The following is a 16,541-nucleotide window of genomic DNA, read 5'->3' on the forward strand; positions in this document are numbered from 1 at the left end:
TTTAGCGCGGCGCCAGACTGTCTATCGGCCGCCATCCGTGGACGACGCGGCGCGTGCCGACATCATAGGCGAAGTAATTACCACCGCCGGCCGGCTGGTCCGCCGCGCGGCTGATTGCGCGGCCGCTGAGCGAGAGCAGCAGCAATGTTCCGACGCCGCCATGGCCGACGAAGGCAATGTCGCCGCCGTCGGCAGCACCCAGCACCGTTTCGACCTCGCTGACAATGCGTTGCTGGGCGTCGATGGCCCGTTCCCAGCCGCGAATGCTTTTGTGCGGATTGGCGAAGAACTGGTCGGCGACCGCCTCGAACTCCGGCGGCGGCAGGAAGCCGGTTGCCGACCGATCGTTCTCATGCATGCGCTCCTTCACCTCGACCGCGAGGCCGAGGTGTTTGCCAAGGATCTCGGCGGTTTCGATCGCCTTGCGCTCGGCCGACGAGACGACACGGCGGATCGATCCGACCCATGGCTGATCGAGCATGGCTGATGCTCGCGCTCGTCCGATCTCGGACAGCCCCCAGTGCGGCACGGGAACGTTGGCATCGATCTGAACCTGGGGATGGGTGATGTAGTATACGATCGGCATGAGTGAGATCCCCTTGCCGATAGCTTGAGCTCAATAGCTTTGGGTCGAGCGCCGTGCCCGTGGCGCCGGCTGCTTCTCGGATGCCGCCGGCTTCAGCGCCACTTTCGGCGCCGCAGGTTTGGCTGAGCCCCTCTTGAACGGCGCCATACCTTCCCTTGCGAGTTCGTCGGCGCGTTCGTTCTCGGTGTGGCCGGCATGGCCCTTGACCCAGTTCCAGGTCACCTTGTGGCGCCCATTGGCCTCATCCAGCGCCTGCCACAGTTCACCGTTCTTGACCGGCTTCTTGTCGGCGGTCTTCCAGCCGTTTTTCTTCCAGCCGTGGATCCATTTGGAGATACCGTCCATGACATATTTGCTGTCGGTGTGAAGCTCGACGGCGCACGGCTCCTTCAGCGCATTCAGCGCCGAGATGGCGGCCAGCAGCTCCATACGGTTATTGGTCGTCTCGGCCTCGCCGCCCGACAATTCCCTGGTCTTGCCGTTGAAGCGCAGGATGGCGCCCCAGCCGCCGGGACCGGGATTGCCCGAGCAGGCGCCGTCGGTGAAGATTTCAACCTGCTTGGTCATGTCAGTCCGTATTCAGAAGGCGACTTGATCGCGCGGTGGAAGCGCATGCGGCGGATATATTCGGTCGGATCGCGCTTCATGACCAGCCCGCCGTCGGGAACGGTCAGCCAGTCATAGAGCCGGGTCAGCATAAAGCGCAGCGCCGAGCCGCGAGAAAGCATCGGCAGCGCTGCTTTCTCGCCATCGCTCAAAGGCCGCACGCTCTGATAGCCGGCCAGCAGCGCCGTGCCTTTGGTCAGGTTGAAGGAGAAATCCTTCTCGAAACACCAGGCGTTGAGACAGGTGGCGACGTCATAGGCGTAGAGGTCGTGGCAGGCGAAATAGAAGTCGATGAGGCCGGACAGTTTCTCGCCGAGGAAGAAGACATTGTCGGGAAACAGATCGGCATGGATGATGCCTGCCGGCAGGCCCTGCGGCCAATGGCGTTCGAAATCCGCGAAATCCGCGTCGACCTCGGCCGCCAGTCCCGGCTCGACCTCGTCGGCTCGGTCGCGCGAGGCATTCCAGAGTTTGCGCCAGCCCTCGATGGCGAGCGCGTTGTCACGCGTCATCGCAAAATCCTGGCCGGCGAGATGCAGGGCGGCGAGCGCCTTGCCGACCTCCGCGCAATGCGCCGCTGTCGGCCGCCGCAGCGACAGGCCTTCGAGGAAGGTGATGATGACCGCGGGACGGCCGGCCAGCGTGCCGATGACGGTGCCGTCATGCGCGGTCACCGGCAGCGGACAGGAAATGCCTTTGCGGGCGAGATGGCCCATCAGGCCGAGGAAGAACGGCAGGTCGGCCTTGTCGACGCGCTTCTCGTAGAGCGTCAGTATGTAAGAGCCGCTTGAGGTGTGCAGCAGGAAATTCGAATTCTCCGTGCCTTCGGCGATACCCTTGTAGGACAAGAGTTCGCCGACTGGATATGCCCTCAGGAACGCGCCGAGTTCGCCCTCATTGACGTCGGTGTAGACCGCCATGGGCTGTTCACGCGGCTCCGTTGACGAAGGCCATGTCGGCCCGCGTCAGTTCGACATCGCGCAGAACCCGCATGACTGGAAAATCCTCCGTTTCGGTGGCCGTGATCGCCAGGTCGATGTTCACCTCGAAGCGCTGGCGGAAGGCGTCGATGATCTCGTCGACGATGATCTCCGGCGCCGACGCGCCGGCAGACAGGCCGAGCGTCGATATATTTGTGATGTCATTCCACGGAATTTCGGCGGCGCGCTGTACGAGAAGCGACATGGTGGCGCCGGCGCGCTCCGCCACTTCGACAAGACGGCGCGAATTGGAGGAATTGGGCGCACCGACGATCAGATAGAGATCGGCGCCGGCGGCGGTTTCCTTGACCGCTTCCTGGCGGTTGGTGGTGGCGTAGCAGATCGATTCGGCGGCCGGTGCATGCAGTTGCGGGAAGCGCTCCTGCAGCACCCGCAATATGCCGGCAGTGTCTTCGACCGACAACGTTGTCTGGCTTACGAAGCCGAGCGCTTCCGGGTCGGCGGGGGCAAAGGTCCCAGCGTCGGCTTCGGTCTCGATCAGCGTGACGGCGCCTTCAGCCAGTTGGCCCATGGTGCCGATCACTTCGGGATGGCCGGCATGGCCGATCAGAAGCACATGGCGGCCGAGCCGCTGATGGCGCATCGCCTGCTTGTGCACCTTGGACACCAGCGGGCAGGTGGCGTCGAGATAGAAGAGCTCGCGTGCCTTGGCGTCGGCCGGCACCGATTTCGGCACGCCGTGGGCCGAGAAGACAACCGGCGACTTGCGGTGCTCGGCCGGGATTTCCGAGAGTTCCTCGATGAAAACCGCGCCAAGGCTTTGCAGGCCTTCGACGACATAGCGGTTGTGCACGATCTCGTGGCGGACATAGACCGGCGCGCCGTATTTCTTCAACGCCAGCACGACGATCTGGATCGCGCGGTCGACACCGGCGCAAAAGCCGCGCGGCTGGCAGAGCCGGATCGTCAGCGGTGGTTTTGTGGCGGTCTGCAGCATGATTCCAGATCGGTTGATCGTATCGTGACGCGAAATGAGGTGTGCACCCCTGCCCTGTCAAGGGCAGTTGAGATCAGGTTGAATGGTCAACCTGATCTAACTCTTTGTTGGAGCATGATCTTGTCCGAAACCGGTTCCCACTTTTCGGGATGATGCTCTGGATCATTCAGTCTTTGCCGGGCGGCGCAGCCTGATGATCAGAACCGCGGCAAGAGCCGCCGCCAGGCCATACCAGGTGAAGGCATATTGCAGATGAGAGTTCGGCAGGTCGATGATGGTGACGCCGCCGACCGGCAGCCCGCCCGGGTTCGGCGTCTTGTCGGCGTCGATGAAGATCGGCACCAGCACGGCGCCGGCCGGCAGGCCGGCACTCGCCGCCATGACATCACGATCCTTCCAGTAGAAGATGTTCTTGGCCACGTCATTGTCGGGCAGCATCATCGACGGCTTGCCCGGCAGCGGGTTGCGCGCCAGGCCGGTGACCGTGACCTTGCCGGTCACCTGCCCTTGCGGCCGCTTGGCGGCATCCTTGAGATCATAGGGAACGAAGCCGCGGTTGATCAGGATATAGCGGCCATCGTCGAGGGCCAGCGGGGTGTAGACGTTGAAGCCGGCGTCGCCGTCCCAGGTGGCGTAGAAATGCCGCTCGCCGGAGTGCAGGAACGTCCCGCTGACGGTGACCGGCGTGTAGTCGACATCACCGGTTGCGGCGAATTCCTTCTCGACGTCCGCCAGCGGCTGCGGCGCTGAATGGGTGCGCTGGTCGATGGTCTGCAGAAGGGCTTCCTTCCAGTACAGGCGCTGCACCTGCCATGTGCCAAGCCCGAGCAGGATGACGAACACCACCAGGCCGAGGCCGAGCAGCAATGCCGTCTTCGGCCGCGAGCGGCCGGCGGGCTTGGTCAGCGCCTCGCTCATTGCCCCTGGTCCAGGCGGCCTTCGGCCGCCTTGTTGGCGTATTGAAGCGTCAGCAGCACCCCCTTGATCAACCTCAGCGCCGTCAGGCACAGTCCCACGGCCAGCGGTATCCAGATGATGAAATGCAGCCAGAGCGGCGGGCTCAGCGTCACCTCCACCCACAGCGCCAGCCCCACGACGATGAAGCCGATGATCAGGATAACGAACACCGCCGGGCCGTCGCCGGCATCGGCGTAGGAATAGTCGAGGCCGCAATTGTTGCAGCGCTTGCCGACGGTGAGGAAGCCGGAAAACAGCCGTCCTTCGCCGCAGCGCGGGCAGCATCCGTGCAGGCCGGCCGAGATCGGCTCAATGGGTGGCCAGATCGCCCTATCTTCACTCATGGATAGTCATGCTTTACGGCTCGATTTCGATCAGCGTTCCATCCGGCACCATAGTCCAGATTTCGTCCATGTCGCAGTCGGTAACCCCAATGCAGCCATCGGTCCAGTCGACCAATTGAAGCAGCCAGCCCGACCAGCCGAATCCGTTGGCCATTGATGGGGCGCCGAAAAGAAGAAAGGCGACCGCGTTGCCGCGACCGCCCTTCTGATTTGTCGGTTCGGTGAAAGCCGTCAGTGGCCTTCGATCACCGCGCCGACCGATCCCCAGACGTAGATCGATGCGAACAGGAACAGCCAGACCACGTCGACGAAGTGCCAGTACCAGGCAGCCGCCTCGAAGCCGAAATGCTGCTTGGGCGTGAAGTCGCCTTTCCAGGCGCGGATCAGGCAGACCAGCAGGAAGATGGTGCCGATGATGACGTGGAAGCCATGGAAGCCGGTCGCCATGAAGAAGGTGGCGCCGTAGATGGAATCCTTGAAGCCGAACGGAGCGTGCATGTACTCGTAGGCCTGCACCATGGTGAACAGCATGCCGAGGCCGACGGTCAGCACCAGGCCGTTGATCAGGCCCTTGCGGTCGCCATGGATGAGCGAATGGTGCGCCCATGTCACCGTGGTGCCCGACAGAAGCAGGATGATGGTGTTGTAGAGCGGCAGATGGAACGGATCGAGGACTTCGAGACCCTTCGGCGGCCAGACGCCGCCAGTGAAAGCGGTGCGGGCGTAATTCTGCACTTCGCTCGGAAACAGGCTGGCATCGAAATAGGCCCAGAACCAGGCAACGAAGAACATCACTTCCGAAGCGATGAACATGATCATGCCGTAGCGCAGATGCAGCGACACGACGCGCGTATGGTGGCCCTCATGCGCTTCCTTGATGGTGTCCGACCACCAGGCAAACATCGTGTAGAGGACGATGACGAGGCCGATGAAGAACAGCCATGGATTGGCGATGTTGTGGCCGAAAATTGGAAAATCGCCGTTCTTGAGATACTGCATCAGGGCGACGCCGCCGACTGCAGTCACCAGCGCGCCGATCGACCCCAGGAAGGGCCACGGGCTCGGGTTGACGAGATGGTAGTCGTGTTGTGGTTTTGCGTGCGCGTCTGCCATATCAACCCCCGAGATTTGCTTCGGTATCTGAAACTTTGCTGCTGCTGTCCGGCGTCGATGACGCCACCGGCTTGTTCTTTTGGACCGGGAACATGGTGTAGGACAGGGTGATCGTCTTCAAGTCCTTCAGTTCCGGCACGTTGACGATATCGGGATCCACATAGAACACGACCGGCATGTCCAGCGTCTCGCCGGGCTTCAGCGTCGTGTCGGTGAAGCAGAAACACTCGACCTTGTTGAAGTAGGGGCCCGCCAGTTCCGGCTGCACGTTGAAGGTGGCGCGGCCGGTAACGGCGCGGTCGAACTTGTTGGTGGCGCTGTAATGCGCCTGCGTGGTCTCGCCGATCTTGATGGTGACCGAGCGGGCGACCGGCTGGAACTGCCAGGGAATGCCGTTGGTGTTGGCGTCGAAGCGCACGGTGATGTCGCGGTCGAGGATGCGGCCGGCATATTGCTTTTCGGCGCGCTGCGTCGTGCCGCCATAGCCGGTGGCCTGGCAGAACATCTTGTAGAGCGGCACCGCGGCGTAGGCCATCCCGATCATGCCGCCGAAAAAGGCGACGCAGACGGCGGCGACGACGCGGTTGGTGTTCTTCTTCCTGGGATCGGTCACGGTCTGGCGGGTCATCATCGGCCTCATCCGGTATGGCCGAATTTCACGATGGTCGCGACGTAGAAGATGACGACCAGAATCGCCAGCGCGACGCCGATCGCCGCCGAACGGTTGCGCCGCGCCTTCTTCTGGCTTTCGGTCAGCGTGACCAGTTCAAGCTTCTTGTCGATCATGGTCATGCTCCACCGATGGCCAAAGCGCGACCGACGACACAGTCGGCAAGATAGATGGCGAAGATGGCGAAGAGGTAGAGCAGCGAATAGGCGAACAGAGCCTTGGCCGGCTTCATGACGCGGTCGCTATCGGTCATGCACAGCACTTTCCAGGCATACCAGACGAAGCCGGCGCCGAGAGCCACTGATGCGACGCCATAGAAGGCGGTAGTGAAACCGAGCACCCAGGGCAGCACGCCGATCGGCGCCAGGATCAGGGCGTAGGCAAAGATCTGGCGGCGGGTCGAGGCCTGGCCGGCAACGTTCGGCATCATCGGGATGCCGGCCTTGGCGTAGTCGTCGGACTTGAACAGCGCCAGCGCCCAGAAGTGCGGCGGCGTCCACAGGAAGATGATCAGGAACAGGACGAGGCTTTCCAGGCTCACCGTTCCGGTCACCGCGGCCCAGCCGATGACCGGCGGGATGGCGCCGGCGGCGCCGCCGATGACGATGTTCTGCGGCGTCGAGCGCTTCAGCCACATCGTGTAGACGACGGCGTAGAAGAAGATGGTGAAGGCAAGCAGCGCCGCCGACAGCCAGTTGACCAGCACGCCCAGCGTCATCACCGACAGCACCGAAAGCACAAGGCCGAAGCTCAGGGCTTCGCCGGGCAGGATGCGGCCGGACGGTACCGGGCGGCCGGCGGTCCGGCTCATCACCGCATCGATGTCGGCGTCGTACCACATGTTGAGCGCACCCGAGGCGCCGGCGCCGATGGCAATGGCCAGGATGGCGATCACCGCCAGCAGCGGGTTGATGGTCACGGGCGCAGCGACCATGCCGACAAAGGCCGTGAACACCACCAGCGACATGACGCGCGGCTTCAGCAGGGCGAAGAAATCGCCCGACGTGGCTTCCGACATGCGAAAGCCCGCTTCGTCAATCATTGGGTCGTCGACAAGGGCCATGCGTACATAAGTCCAATCATTCCGTTGGCCGAAAACCGCCGGCGGGCCGGCGGTTTCGTATTCGGGCTGCCTTACTTGATCTTCGGCAGCTGTTCCCACTGGTGGAAAGGCGGCGGCGAAGGCAGCTGCCATTCGAGCGTCGTTGCACCCTCGCCCCACGGGTTGGCGCCGGCGACGCGCTTCTTCTGGAAGGCCTCGAACACGCCATAGAGGAAGATCACCACGCCGACGGCCGATATATAGGAGCCGTAGGACGACACCATGTTCCAGCCGGCGAACGCGTCGGGATAGTCGATGGTGCGGCGCGGCATGCCGGCCAGGCCGAGGAAATGCTGCGGGAAGAAGATCAAATTGACGCCGACGAAGGTGACCCAGAAGTGGGTGTTGGCGATCACCGGCGAGTACATGTAGCCGGTCATCTTGGGGAACCAGTAGTACCAGCCGGCGAAGATGGCGAAGACCGCACCCAGCGACAGCACATAGTGGAAGTGGGCAATGACGAAATAGGTGTCATGCAGCGAGCGGTCGAGGCCGGCGTTGGCGAGTTGGACGCCGGTGACGCCGCCGACCGTGAACAGGAAGATGAAGCCCAGCGCCCACAGCATCGGCGTCTTGAACGAGATCGAGCCGCCCCACATCGTCGCGATCCAGGAGAAGATCTTCACGCCTGTCGGTACGGCGATGACCATGGTGGCGAAGACGAAGTAGCGCTGCGTGTCGAGCGACAGGCCGGTCGTGTACATGTGGTGCGCCCAGACGATGAAGCCGACGGCGCCGATCGCGACCATGGCGTAGGCCATGCCGAGATAGCCGAACACCGGCTTCTTCGAGAAGGTCGAGACGATGTGGCTGATGATGCCGAAGCCCGGCAGGATCAGGATGTACACTTCGGGGTGACCAAAGAACCAGAACAGATGCTGGAACAGGATCGGATCGCCGCCGCCATCCGGGGCGAAGAAGGTGGTGCCGAAATTGCGGTCGGTAAGCAGCATGGTGATGCCACCGGCCAGAACCGGAAGCGACAAGAGCAGCAGGAAGGCGGTGATCAGAACCGACCAGGCAAATAGCGGCATTTTGTGCAGCGTCATGCCCGGCGCGCGCATGTTGAAAATGGTGGTGATGAAGTTGATGGCGCCGAGGATCGAGGACGCGCCGGCAATGTGGATCGACAGGATCGCCAGATCCATGGCCGGCCCGGGCTGGCCGGAGGTCGACAGCGGCGGATAGAGCGTCCAGCCGCCGCCAACGCCATAGGCGCCGGGCGCGCTCGGCATGAAAGCCGAAGCGATGAGCAGCAGGAAGGCCGGCGGCAGCAGCCAGAACGAGATGTTGTTCATGCGCGGGAAGGCCATGTCAGGCGCGCCGATCATGATCGGCACCATCCAGTTGGCGAAGCCGCCGATCAGCGCCGGCATGACCATGAAGAAGATCATGATCAGCGCGTGCGCGGTGCCGAAGGCGTTGTACATGCTCTTGCCGCCGTCGATGGCGGCATCGCCGTTCATGCCATAGACCATCTGCGCCAGACCGGTGAAGATCTGGATGCCCGGCTCCTGCAGCTCCATGCGGATGACGACCGAAAGCGCGCCGCCGACGATGCCCGCGAAGATCGCGAAGATCAGGTAGAGCGTGCCGATGTCCTTGTGGTTGGTGGAGTACACCCACCGGACCCAGCCATGATAGGGCTTGTGGTCGTGGTCGTCGTGAGCTGCAGCTTCTGCCATGGTCGGCTCCGTTCCCTAATTCTTGCTAACCCGCGGCATCAATTGCCGGCGGCCGCTACCTTGTTGGTACCGTCGACCTCGGCCATCAGCGCCTTGTTGGCGCCGGGGAGGTCGGTCTTGGCTGCTGCCAGCCAGGTCTTGTACTGCGCATCGGATACGACGCGGACGGCGATCGGCATGAAGGCATGGTCCTTGCCGCAGAGCTGCGAGCACTGGCCGTAATAGATGCCTTCCTTTTCCGCCTTGAACCACGTCTCGTTGGTGCGGCCGGGAACCGCGTCCATCTTGATGCCGAAGGCCGGAACGGCAAAGGAATGGATCACGTCGGCTGCGGTAACCAGGACGCGCGTCATGGTGTTGACCGGCACGACCAGCTCGTTGTCGACCGCCAGCAGGCGCGGATAGACCTTGCGGTCTTCCTTGCCGATCGCGGCGCGGTCGGCGTCCTGCAGGATGGCCGAGTTGAAGGAGAGCGTGTTCTCGGTCTGGTACTCATAGTCCCAGTTCCACTGATTGCCCGTTACCTTGACGGTCAGCTTGGCCTCTTCCGGCGGCGTGTACTGCGCCGTCAGCAACTGGAACGAGGGAATGGCGATGAACAGCAGGACGACGACCGGCCCGACTGTCCAGATGATCTCGATCAGCGTGTTGTGGCTGGTCTTGGACGGAACCGGGTTTTTGCTGGCGCGGAACCTGAAGATGCACCAGGCGAGAAGCGCCAGAACCAAAGCAGTGATCGGGACGACGAACCACATCGTGTAGTTCCCGAACCACTCGATCTGCCGCATCATGTCTGTCGCCGGCGGCTGAAAAGTCATCTCCCACGGCTGCGGCTGGGCCGCATGGGCGGAGGCACCGGCGAAAAATGCGGCGGCGGCGCCTGCCGTTGCCATCAATTTGGCGCTTGCTGGGAATTTTCTCATCGCCCTCTTCATCTCCCGGTTCCTCGCGATCGCGACGCAAGAATATCGAACAATGCCGGGATGGGAATCCCGGACAGTCCCAAGGGTGGTTCAAACCATACTCTATTTCCCTCCGCAAGAAAGGAGCGGGCGAAACCGTGCGGCATTTTTGCGCGCAAGTGCTGCCGCGCTGTTTCGACGGCCTCGTGGCCCGCGCGGGTCGTCGACAGACAGGCTATGCGGGCTTGTGTCCGGAATGCGCCCGACGGTCGCAATTCGGGCGAATTTGCTAGGGAAAAGCGCATTATTGCGCCTGCCGGGGCTGACCGGCGGTCGCCCTATCCTTTACTTGGCCTTGGCGCGGCTTAAAGTGCCGTGATTCGCAATGGAGCCGTCATGACCTCTTGGCTTTCGAGAAACGCCTGGCATTCGAAGAGCGCCTGGCATTCGAAAAGCGCTTGGCTTTCGAGAAGCGGGGCGAAGGTCGTTTTTCTCGCCGCCCTGATCGGTATCGGCTCGTCCGCAACCGGCGTCGCCAATGCAGCGCAGCCCAGCGGCACGGTCAAGTCAACGCATGGCGCGTGGTCGATCATCTGCGACACGCCGGCCGGCGCCACCTCGGAACAATGCGTGATGATGCAGAACGTCGTTGCCGAGGATCGCCCGGAAATGGGACTGTCCGTCGTCGTCCTGCGCACCGCCGACAACAAGGCCGAGATCCTGCGCGTGCTGGCCCCGCTCGGCGTTCTGCTGCCCAATGGCCTGGGCCTCAATGTCGACGGCAAGGATATTGGCCGCGCCTATTTCGTGCGCTGCTTCCAGGACGGCTGCTATGCCGAGGTCATTCTCGAAAAGCCGCTGCTCGATACGCTGAAGACCGGGACGTCGGCCACCTTCATCGTCTTCCAGACGCCGGAAGAAGGCATCGGCATCCCCGTCGACCTCAAGGGCTTCGCCGACGGTTTTGCCGCCCTGCCCTGAGCTTGATGCTTGCGAAACCGTCTTTCCTCACAATTCCCACGGGTTTGATCTTTGGCTGTGGGGGTCATCATGCGTGCTTGTTCTTTGCTTTTGTCGACCGGTCTAATCCTGACCGGCGCCGTTTCCGTCGCCTTTGCCGAGGATTCCGAAATCATCACGGCGCCCGATCCGGCCGTCATTTTCGAGCTTGCGAAAGGCTATGGCTCGGCCAAGATGGACAAGGCCGACGGGGCGATCCGATGGTCTCGGGCCGGCTTCAGGGCATGAAATATGTCATCTACTTCTATGGCTGCGAAAACCATGAGAAGTGCAAGTCGATCCAGTTCTCCTCGGGCTATACCGACCCCTTCACGGCCGACCAGGCCGATGAATGGAACAAGAAATATCGCTGGGTGAAGGCCTTTTCGGGTGACGGGTCGAACTTCAAGATGGATGTCATGTTCAGGGGCGGGGTTACCCGCTCCTACCTGCTGCGGATCGTCATTGCGGATTGTGCAGGCGCGTCTTCGCGCCTACATCGTGGCAACACCATTCCTCTTGTGAGCGGACCTGCCATGAACAGCCTGACCGGCCAATTCGACATTTCAGACGATCGCATCAAGCGGATCGTCGCCGACACACTGAACGGCGCCGACGACGGCGAACTGTTCCTCGAATACAGCGAGAGCGAAGCGCTGATGTTCGACAATGGCAGGCTGAAGACCGCCAATTTCAACACTGACCAGGGTTTTGGCCTTCGCGCCGTGGCCGGCGAGGCCAGCGGCTACGCCCATTCCAGCGATCTTTCCGAGGCGTCGCTGCTGCGCGCCGCCGACGTCGTCTCGACCGTCAAGGGCGGCTATTCCGGCACGCTTGCCGGGGCGCCCGCGCGCACCAACCGCCATCTCTATGGCGAGGAGAACCCGATCCCCTCGCCTTCCTTCGAGGTCAAGGCCAAGCTGTTGCAGGAGATCGACGCATGGCTGCGTGCCGAGGACCCGCGCGTGCGCCAGGTGACGGCCTCGCTCGCGGCGTCCTGGCAGCATGTCGAGATCGTGCGCGCCGACGGCCAGATCGTGCGCGACATCCGCCCGCTGGTCCGCATCAACGTTTCCGTCGTCGTCGGCGACGGCGACCGCCAGGAAAGCGGTTCCTATGGCATGGGCGGGCGCAAGGCGTTCGGCGAGTTCCTGGTCGAGGACGCCTGGAAGCATGCGGCCAGGGAGGCGCTCAGGCAGGCGCTGGTCAATCTCGAAGCCATTCCCGCGCCGGCCGGAACGTTCGACATCGTTTTGTCCAGCGGCTGGCCGGGCGTCATGCTGCATGAGGCTGTCGGCCACGGGCTGGAAGGCGACTTCAACCGCAAGAAGACGTCCGCCTTCGCCGGCCTGCTGGGCCAGCAGGTGGCGGCCAAGGGCGTTACCGTGGTCGATGACGGCACCATGCCGGAGCGGCGGGGTTCGCTGACCGTCGACGATGAAGGCACGCCTTCGGCCCGCAATGTGCTGATCGAGGACGGCAAGCTTGTCGGCTACATGCAGGACCGCCAGAACGCCCGGCTGATGGGCATGAAAGCCACGGGAAACGGCCGGCGCGAAGGCTATGCGCACCAGCCGATGCCGCGCATGACCAACACCTATATGACGGCGGGCGACATGGAGCCGGACGAGATCATCGCCTCGGTCAAGACCGGCATCTATGCCGTATCCTTCGGCGGCGGCCAGGTCGACATCACGTCAGGCAAGTTCGTGTTCGGCTGCACCGAGGCCTACATGATCGAGAACGGCAAGGTGACGCAGCCGATAAAGGGCGCCATGCTGATCGGCAACGGACCGGACGCCATGCACCGCGTTTCGATGATCGGCAACGACATGAAACTCGACACCGGCATCGGCATGTGCGGCAAGGCCGGACAAGGCGTGCCGGTCGGCGTCGGCCAGCCGCATCTCAGGATGAACCAGATGACCCTCGGCGGCACCAGGGTTTGAGCGAGGAGACGTCGGCGGGCTTGAATAGTTCCCCTCACAGGGATATCTTACCTTTGTCTTACACAAGGGTAATACCGCAATGGGTGCAATAGAAAAGCTTATAACGACCGTCTCGACCAAGGGACAAGTCATCCTGCCCAGCGCTATCCGCAAACGGAGGGACTGGGGCGCGGGCACGCGCCTGCAGGTCGAAGACACACCGGACGGTGTACTTTTGAGACCGGCGCCTGCCTTTGTCCCGACACGACCAGAAGATGTCTTTGGTGTCCTGCCGCACAGTGGCAGACCGAAGACCTTGGAGGAGATGGACGCAGCCGTCCTTGCTGAAGCACGGCGGCGCCATGCTCGCGATTGATACCAACGTTGTCGTCAGGTATCTGACGAACGACGATCCCGAGCAGTCCCCGCGAGCCCGGCGGCTGATCGACGGTCAGCCCGTTTTCGTCGCCGTCACGGTGATCCTGGAGGCTGAGTGGGTGCTGCGCAGCGGCTATGGTTATGATCAGGCCTCGATCGTCAATGCACTGCGGGTGTTCGGCGGGCTTCCCACTATCGAGATAGAGGATGCTGCGATGGTCTCTTCCGCGGTCGATCTAGCCGAGACGGGAATGGATTTCGCCGATGCGCTCCATCTGGGCAAGTCCTCGCACTGCTCAGCATTTGTGTCCTTCGACCGTAAGTTCATCAAGGCCGCACAAGCGGCCGGGTACGAAAGCGTTCGCGAAGGCTAGTTTGCCAGCCGGCTACGTCTTGCGGGGGGCGGCAAACTCAAGCACGGCCTTGTGAAAATCGGCGGATTAACGTCGCCGTTTCGGCTTCTCCAGCAGCGCCACGGCCTCGACATGCGGCGACCACAGGAACTGGTCGATGGGCGTGACGCTCTTCAAGATGTAGCCGCCGTCAATCAGGATGCGCAGGTCGCGTGCCAGCGTCACCGGATTGCAGGAGACGGCGGCGACGAACGGCACATCCGAGCGGGCGATTTGCTTCGACTGGTCCTCGGCGCCGGCGCGCGGCGGGTCGAAGACGACGCCATCGAAAGCATTCAGCTCCTTGAACGTCAGCGGCCGCCGGAACAGGTCGCGGCGTTCGCCGGTTACCCGCTTCAGGCCGGTGGCGAAGCGCGATCCGCGGTCGAGCGCCGAAAGGGCTGCCGCGTCGCCTTCGACCGCGTGGACTTCGGATTTGGCCGCCAGCCGAAGCGCAAAGCTGCCGCAGCCGGCGAAAAGATCCGCGACTTTCCTGGCCCGCTTCAGATGTCCGCCAACGAGATCGGCCATCGTCTGTTCGGCGGCTTGCGTTGCCTGCAGGAAGGCGCCAGGCGGTATGGCGACAGCGACGGTGCCGAACATGACCACCGGCTTTTTCGGCTCGATGACGATCTCGTCGTCGATCGAAAGCCGGGCAAAGCCATTGGCCATGATGAAGTTGGAGGCGACCCGGCGCTGGTTCTCGCCCAGCTTGCCCGACTCATAGACAGCGACGTCAAGCCCCGAGCCCGTCACAGTGACCGCCATCCGGAACGATTTGGTGGTGGCGCAAACCAGGTCGGCGACCGACCTCAAGCGATCGAGCGCGGCAACGATCTCCGGCAGCGAGATCGGACATTCCTCGATGGGGATGATTTCCGGCGAAAGATGGCGATGGAAGCCAAGCAGCATGCCTGTGTCGGCGCGCCTGGCGGCAAGCACGACGCGGCGGCGTGTGTGTGGCGCACACGGCACCAGGGCGCCGATGTCGCCGGCAATGCCTTTCAAAGCGTGCACGACCTTGTCGCGTTTCCATTGCTGGTAAGCGTCGGCTTGCAGATGCTGGACGGCGCAGCCGCCACATTCGGTGAAATGCCGGCAGGCCGGATCGATACGCAGCGGCGACGTCTCCAATACCGCCATCAGCATGGCGCGATCCCTCTCGCGCGCGGCGGTGACGGTCTCGCCGGGCAGGGTGAAGGGAATGAACAGCTCGCCGGTTTCCGTCTCGGCGACGCCGTCGCCCTGCGAACCCAGTCTCTTGATGGTGAAGCCCGTGCTCATCGGTCCTTGGTCCCGGCATCCTTGGTCCCGGCATCCTTGATCCCGGCATCCTTGATCCCGGCAAGCAGGAATTCGCGGTTGCCGTCCCCGCCTTCGATCGGCGACATGTGCAAGCCCAATGTACGCCAGCCAGGGACGCCTTCGAGCCATTCCTGCAGCAAGCCGGCCACACGGGCGGCGTCATAAGGGTCTTTCAAAAGACCGCCCTTGCCGATCGCCTCGCGGCCGGCCTCGAATTGCGGCTTGACCAGAAACACCGCACGAGCGCCGTCCCGTGCCAATGCCAACGCCGGTGGCATCGCCAGTTTCAACGAGATGAAGCTGACATCGGAGACGATGAAATCGGGGATACGGCCGCCGAGATCGGCAGCCGCGAGCTCGCGAGCGTTGAGGCCCTCGATCACGGTGACGCGCGGGTCGGACGAGACACCGGGATGCATCTGGCCGTGGCCGACATCGATGGCAGTGACATGGGCCGCGCCGCGTTCGAGCAGCACCTGGGTGAAGCCGCCTGTCGAGGCGCCGATATCGAGGGCTTCACTGCCCGCGGGATCGAGACTGAAATGGTCGAGCCCGGCGATCAGCTTCAGCGCCGCGCGTGAGACATAACCCTGCGCCGGGTCGTCGATGACGATGAGACAGTGCGGCAGAACCGTCTGGCCGGGCTTGCGGGCGACCACGCCGTCGACCGTCACGGTGCCGCGCTCGACCGCGTCGCGGGCGCGCGAGCGGCTCGCAAACAGGCCGCGCTGGACGAGCAATTCGTCGAGCCGCTGGCGTGTGCTGGCTGGCAGAGGGGAGTTCATCGGCCTTCATGGCGAAAGCCGGCCGCGAAGGCAAGGACATTGGCATAGGAGGACGTCGAGACCCGGGCCGCAAGCCAGTCCGCCCGGTTGAATAGCGCAGCCAGTCCGGCAAGATGTAGAGGCTCAGGCAATGCGGAGGAAGACGAATGCTGACGGGAACCTGCCATTGCGGCGCCGCCCACTGGACCCTGGAAGGCGATCCCGGCCCGATCACGGCCTGCAATTGCACGCTTTGCCGCCGCTATGGCACACTCTGGGCCTATGACTTTGTCGACGAGCGTATCCGGCTTGTGGGGCCTGTGCAGTCCTACACCCGCGCTGGCAAGGAGACGCCGTCGCTGGAAATACTGTTTTGCCCGACATGTGCCTGTGTGCTTGCCTGGCGCGGTTTGCGCCGCAGCGACAGCGGCCGCACGCGGATCGCCGTCAATGTCAGGCTGGCACCGCCGGAGGCGGTCGCCGACCTGCCGATCGACCATTTCGACGGGCTGGACAACTTATGACGACCTGCCGCGCGATGGGCGCTGCGTGCGCGATATGTGGTTTTAGAAGATCGTCCGTGAGACCTGCCGTTCAACGGCCGGCATCAGGCCGTCGCTTCCGTCATCTGAAGCCTGCTTGCGCGGGCGCTCGACAGCAACGACTGGTGCGTCCGGCACGACGACAAGCTGCGGCACCTGCTTGTAGGAAAAAGCGCCCCTGATATCGCCCATCTTGCGGGCGACGATGCCTGCCACCGCCTGTTCGAGCTTGCGGTCATAGCGCGTCTCGGCCATGGCCGGCGCGGCGATGACGGCCAAAAGGGCCGCGCCGCACAGAAGCGTTCGCATTGTTTTTAACTCCCTGCCTGG

At 63.1% G+C, this 16,541-nt stretch carries 21 protein-coding genes and 1 pseudogene; 6 read left to right on the forward strand and 16 right to left on the reverse strand.

Translation table 11 applies throughout. The features are described 5' to 3' along the window. Nucleotide 1 precedes the first annotated feature (1 nt). The 13 genes from NKH54_RS09500 to coxB all read right to left on the reverse strand — a co-directional run bounded on the left by NKH54_RS09500 (nucleotide 2) and on the right by coxB (nucleotide 9,936). Nucleotides 2-586, reverse strand: coding sequence for a histidine phosphatase family protein (locus NKH54_RS09500; protein WP_023668409.1), 585 nt, complete (start codon nucleotides 584-586; stop codon nucleotides 2-4). Nucleotides 587-616: 30 nt separating this feature from the next. Continuing rightward, a complete protein-coding gene (gene rnhA / locus NKH54_RS09505) occupies nucleotides 617-1,153 on the reverse strand; it encodes a ribonuclease HI (RefSeq protein ID WP_023818961.1) in 537 nt (178 codons plus the stop codon). Continuing rightward, a complete protein-coding gene (locus NKH54_RS09510; protein WP_023824241.1) occupies nucleotides 1,150-2,112 on the reverse strand; it encodes a homoserine kinase in 963 nt (320 codons plus the stop codon). The genes rnhA and NKH54_RS09510 overlap by 4 nt, the downstream gene beginning before the upstream one ends. Nucleotides 2,113-2,119: 7 nt before the next feature. Beyond that, nucleotides 2,120-3,130, reverse strand: coding sequence for a 4-hydroxy-3-methylbut-2-enyl diphosphate reductase (ispH, locus tag NKH54_RS09515; protein WP_023692071.1), 1,011 nt, complete (start codon nucleotides 3,128-3,130; stop codon nucleotides 2,120-2,122). Between the two features lie 162 nt (nucleotides 3,131-3,292). Further along, the gene (locus NKH54_RS09520; protein ID WP_023709869.1) at nucleotides 3,293-4,048 is read right to left on the reverse strand and encodes an SURF1 family protein; all 756 of its coding nucleotides are present in this window, start codon (nucleotides 4,046-4,048) and stop codon (nucleotides 3,293-3,295) included. After that, the gene (locus NKH54_RS09525; RefSeq protein WP_023709870.1) at nucleotides 4,045-4,431 is read right to left on the reverse strand and encodes a DUF983 domain-containing protein; all 387 of its coding nucleotides are present in this window, start codon (nucleotides 4,429-4,431) and stop codon (nucleotides 4,045-4,047) included. Before NKH54_RS09525 ends, NKH54_RS09520 begins: the two co-directional genes overlap by 4 nt. 13 nt (nucleotides 4,432-4,444) lie before the next feature. After that, the gene (locus NKH54_RS09530; protein ID WP_023668415.1) at nucleotides 4,445-4,585 is read right to left on the reverse strand and encodes a L,D-transpeptidase family protein; all 141 of its coding nucleotides are present in this window, start codon (nucleotides 4,583-4,585) and stop codon (nucleotides 4,445-4,447) included. A gap of 77 nt (nucleotides 4,586-4,662) precedes the next feature. Then, entirely contained in the window at nucleotides 4,663-5,544 is an 882-nt protein-coding gene (locus NKH54_RS09535) for a cytochrome c oxidase subunit 3 (protein WP_023668416.1), read from the reverse strand. A gap of 1 nt (nucleotide 5,545) precedes the next feature. After that, a complete protein-coding gene (locus NKH54_RS09540; RefSeq protein WP_023692073.1) occupies nucleotides 5,546-6,172 on the reverse strand; it encodes a cytochrome c oxidase assembly protein in 627 nt (208 codons plus the stop codon). 8 nt (nucleotides 6,173-6,180) lie between these two features. Beyond that, nucleotides 6,181-6,336 (reverse strand): cytochrome c oxidase system small membrane protein, encoded by a 156-nt coding sequence (locus NKH54_RS09545; RefSeq protein ID WP_023668418.1) that lies wholly within the window; start codon nucleotides 6,334-6,336, stop codon nucleotides 6,181-6,183. Beyond that, nucleotides 6,333-7,277 (reverse strand): heme o synthase, encoded by a 945-nt coding sequence (locus tag NKH54_RS09550; protein ID WP_023668419.1) that lies wholly within the window; start codon nucleotides 7,275-7,277, stop codon nucleotides 6,333-6,335. The genes NKH54_RS09545 and NKH54_RS09550 overlap by 4 nt, the downstream gene beginning before the upstream one ends. Nucleotides 7,278-7,348: 71 nt before the next feature. Next, nucleotides 7,349-9,001, reverse strand: a complete 1,653-nt coding sequence (ctaD, locus tag NKH54_RS09555) for a cytochrome c oxidase subunit I (RefSeq protein ID WP_023668420.1) — start codon at nucleotides 8,999-9,001, stop codon at nucleotides 7,349-7,351. Nucleotides 9,002-9,039: 38 nt separating this feature from the next. Next, entirely contained in the window at nucleotides 9,040-9,936 is an 897-nt protein-coding gene (coxB, locus tag NKH54_RS09560) for a cytochrome c oxidase subunit II (protein WP_050485823.1), read from the reverse strand. 363 nt (nucleotides 9,937-10,299) lie between these two features. Between coxB and NKH54_RS09565 the strand changes: the two genes are divergently transcribed. The 5 genes from NKH54_RS09565 to NKH54_RS09585 all read left to right on the forward strand — a co-directional run bounded on the left by NKH54_RS09565 (nucleotide 10,300) and on the right by NKH54_RS09585 (nucleotide 13,582). Then, nucleotides 10,300-10,884 (forward strand): invasion associated locus B family protein, encoded by a 585-nt coding sequence (locus tag NKH54_RS09565; protein WP_023668422.1) that lies wholly within the window; start codon nucleotides 10,300-10,302, stop codon nucleotides 10,882-10,884. Nucleotides 10,885-10,953: 69 nt separating this feature from the next. After that, nucleotides 10,954-11,151: a hypothetical protein gene (locus NKH54_RS09570; RefSeq protein WP_027050054.1), complete on the forward strand. Its 198-nt coding sequence runs from the start codon at nucleotides 10,954-10,956 to the stop codon at nucleotides 11,149-11,151. Continuing rightward, a complete protein-coding gene (gene tldD, locus NKH54_RS09575) occupies nucleotides 11,148-12,851 on the forward strand; it encodes a metalloprotease TldD (protein WP_245264574.1) in 1,704 nt (567 codons plus the stop codon). Before NKH54_RS09570 ends, tldD begins: the two co-directional genes overlap by 4 nt. A gap of 79 nt (nucleotides 12,852-12,930) precedes the next feature. Then, complete coding sequence (locus NKH54_RS09580; RefSeq protein WP_084569973.1) at nucleotides 12,931-13,206, forward strand: AbrB/MazE/SpoVT family DNA-binding domain-containing protein; 276 nt, start codon at nucleotides 12,931-12,933, stop codon at nucleotides 13,204-13,206. After that, entirely contained in the window at nucleotides 13,193-13,582 is a 390-nt protein-coding gene (locus NKH54_RS09585) for a type II toxin-antitoxin system VapC family toxin (protein WP_023709873.1), read from the forward strand. The genes NKH54_RS09580 and NKH54_RS09585 overlap by 14 nt, the downstream gene beginning before the upstream one ends. A gap of 66 nt (nucleotides 13,583-13,648) precedes the next feature. On the opposite strand, the gene NKH54_RS09590 is transcribed toward NKH54_RS09585, so the two are convergent. Continuing rightward, the gene (locus tag NKH54_RS09590; RefSeq protein ID WP_023668426.1) at nucleotides 13,649-14,884 is read right to left on the reverse strand and encodes a class I SAM-dependent RNA methyltransferase; all 1,236 of its coding nucleotides are present in this window, start codon (nucleotides 14,882-14,884) and stop codon (nucleotides 13,649-13,651) included. Next, entirely contained in the window at nucleotides 14,881-15,690 is an 810-nt protein-coding gene (locus tag NKH54_RS09595) for a TlyA family RNA methyltransferase (RefSeq protein WP_023731318.1), read from the reverse strand. The genes NKH54_RS09590 and NKH54_RS09595 overlap by 4 nt, the downstream gene beginning before the upstream one ends. Before the next feature lie 146 nt (nucleotides 15,691-15,836). Here NKH54_RS09595 and NKH54_RS09600 point away from each other — a divergent pair. After that, nucleotides 15,837-16,239, forward strand: a pseudogene (locus NKH54_RS09600) (GFA family protein). Here the strand turns inward: NKH54_RS09600 and NKH54_RS09605 are convergent. After that, on the reverse strand, nucleotides 16,236-16,520 hold the full coding sequence (locus NKH54_RS09605; RefSeq protein WP_023668429.1) for a hypothetical protein: 285 nt from the start codon (nucleotides 16,518-16,520) through the stop codon (nucleotides 16,236-16,238). The pseudogene NKH54_RS09600 and the gene NKH54_RS09605 sit on opposite strands and share 4 nt — an antisense overlap. Nucleotides 16,521-16,541: the final 21 nt, after the last annotated feature.

Source organism: Mesorhizobium sp. M1004 (assembly GCF_040318795.1).
In the GTDB taxonomy this organism is placed as follows: Bacteria; Pseudomonadota; Alphaproteobacteria; order Rhizobiales; family Rhizobiaceae; genus Mesorhizobium.

What these genes read in the sequence shown, in the direction of transcription:
- NKH54_RS09595 (WP_023731318.1), bottom strand. Translation starts at nt 15,690, where the DNA reads ATGAACTCCCCTCTGCCAGCCAGCACACGCCAGCGGCTCGACGAATTG.
- NKH54_RS09570 (WP_027050054.1), top strand. Translation starts at nt 10,954, where the DNA reads ATGCGTGCTTGTTCTTTGCTTTTGTCGACCGGTCTAATCCTGACCGGC.
- NKH54_RS09580 (WP_084569973.1), top strand. Translation starts at nt 12,931, where the DNA reads ATGGGTGCAATAGAAAAGCTTATAACGACCGTCTCGACCAAGGGACAA.
- NKH54_RS09525 (WP_023709870.1), bottom strand. Translation starts at nt 4,431, where the DNA reads ATGAGTGAAGATAGGGCGATCTGGCCACCCATTGAGCCGATCTCGGCC.
- NKH54_RS09590 (WP_023668426.1), bottom strand. Translation starts at nt 14,884, where the DNA reads ATGAGCACGGGCTTCACCATCAAGAGACTGGGTTCGCAGGGCGACGGC.
- NKH54_RS09605 (WP_023668429.1), bottom strand. Translation starts at nt 16,520, where the DNA reads ATGCGAACGCTTCTGTGCGGCGCGGCCCTTTTGGCCGTCATCGCCGCG.
- NKH54_RS09530 (WP_023668415.1), bottom strand. Translation starts at nt 4,585, where the DNA reads ATGGCCAACGGATTCGGCTGGTCGGGCTGGCTGCTTCAATTGGTCGAC.
- NKH54_RS09550 (WP_023668419.1), bottom strand. Translation starts at nt 7,277, where the DNA reads ATGGCCCTTGTCGACGACCCAATGATTGACGAAGCGGGCTTTCGCATG.
- NKH54_RS09520 (WP_023709869.1), bottom strand. Translation starts at nt 4,048, where the DNA reads ATGAGCGAGGCGCTGACCAAGCCCGCCGGCCGCTCGCGGCCGAAGACG.
- NKH54_RS09535 (WP_023668416.1), bottom strand. Translation starts at nt 5,544, where the DNA reads ATGGCAGACGCGCACGCAAAACCACAACACGACTACCATCTCGTCAAC.
- NKH54_RS09500 (WP_023668409.1), bottom strand. Translation starts at nt 586, where the DNA reads ATGCCGATCGTATACTACATCACCCATCCCCAGGTTCAGATCGATGCC.
- tldD (WP_245264574.1), top strand. Translation starts at nt 11,148, where the DNA reads ATGAAATATGTCATCTACTTCTATGGCTGCGAAAACCATGAGAAGTGC.
- NKH54_RS09585 (WP_023709873.1), top strand. Translation starts at nt 13,193, where the DNA reads ATGCTCGCGATTGATACCAACGTTGTCGTCAGGTATCTGACGAACGAC.
- NKH54_RS09565 (WP_023668422.1), top strand. Translation starts at nt 10,300, where the DNA reads ATGACCTCTTGGCTTTCGAGAAACGCCTGGCATTCGAAGAGCGCCTGG.
- coxB (WP_050485823.1), bottom strand. Translation starts at nt 9,936, where the DNA reads ATGAAGAGGGCGATGAGAAAATTCCCAGCAAGCGCCAAATTGATGGCA.
- rnhA (WP_023818961.1), bottom strand. Translation starts at nt 1,153, where the DNA reads ATGACCAAGCAGGTTGAAATCTTCACCGACGGCGCCTGCTCGGGCAAT.
- ispH (WP_023692071.1), bottom strand. Translation starts at nt 3,130, where the DNA reads ATGCTGCAGACCGCCACAAAACCACCGCTGACGATCCGGCTCTGCCAG.
- NKH54_RS09540 (WP_023692073.1), bottom strand. Translation starts at nt 6,172, where the DNA reads ATGACCCGCCAGACCGTGACCGATCCCAGGAAGAAGAACACCAACCGC.
- NKH54_RS09510 (WP_023824241.1), bottom strand. Translation starts at nt 2,112, where the DNA reads ATGGCGGTCTACACCGACGTCAATGAGGGCGAACTCGGCGCGTTCCTG.
- NKH54_RS09545 (WP_023668418.1), bottom strand. Translation starts at nt 6,336, where the DNA reads ATGACCATGATCGACAAGAAGCTTGAACTGGTCACGCTGACCGAAAGC.
- ctaD (WP_023668420.1), bottom strand. Translation starts at nt 9,001, where the DNA reads ATGGCAGAAGCTGCAGCTCACGACGACCACGACCACAAGCCCTATCAT.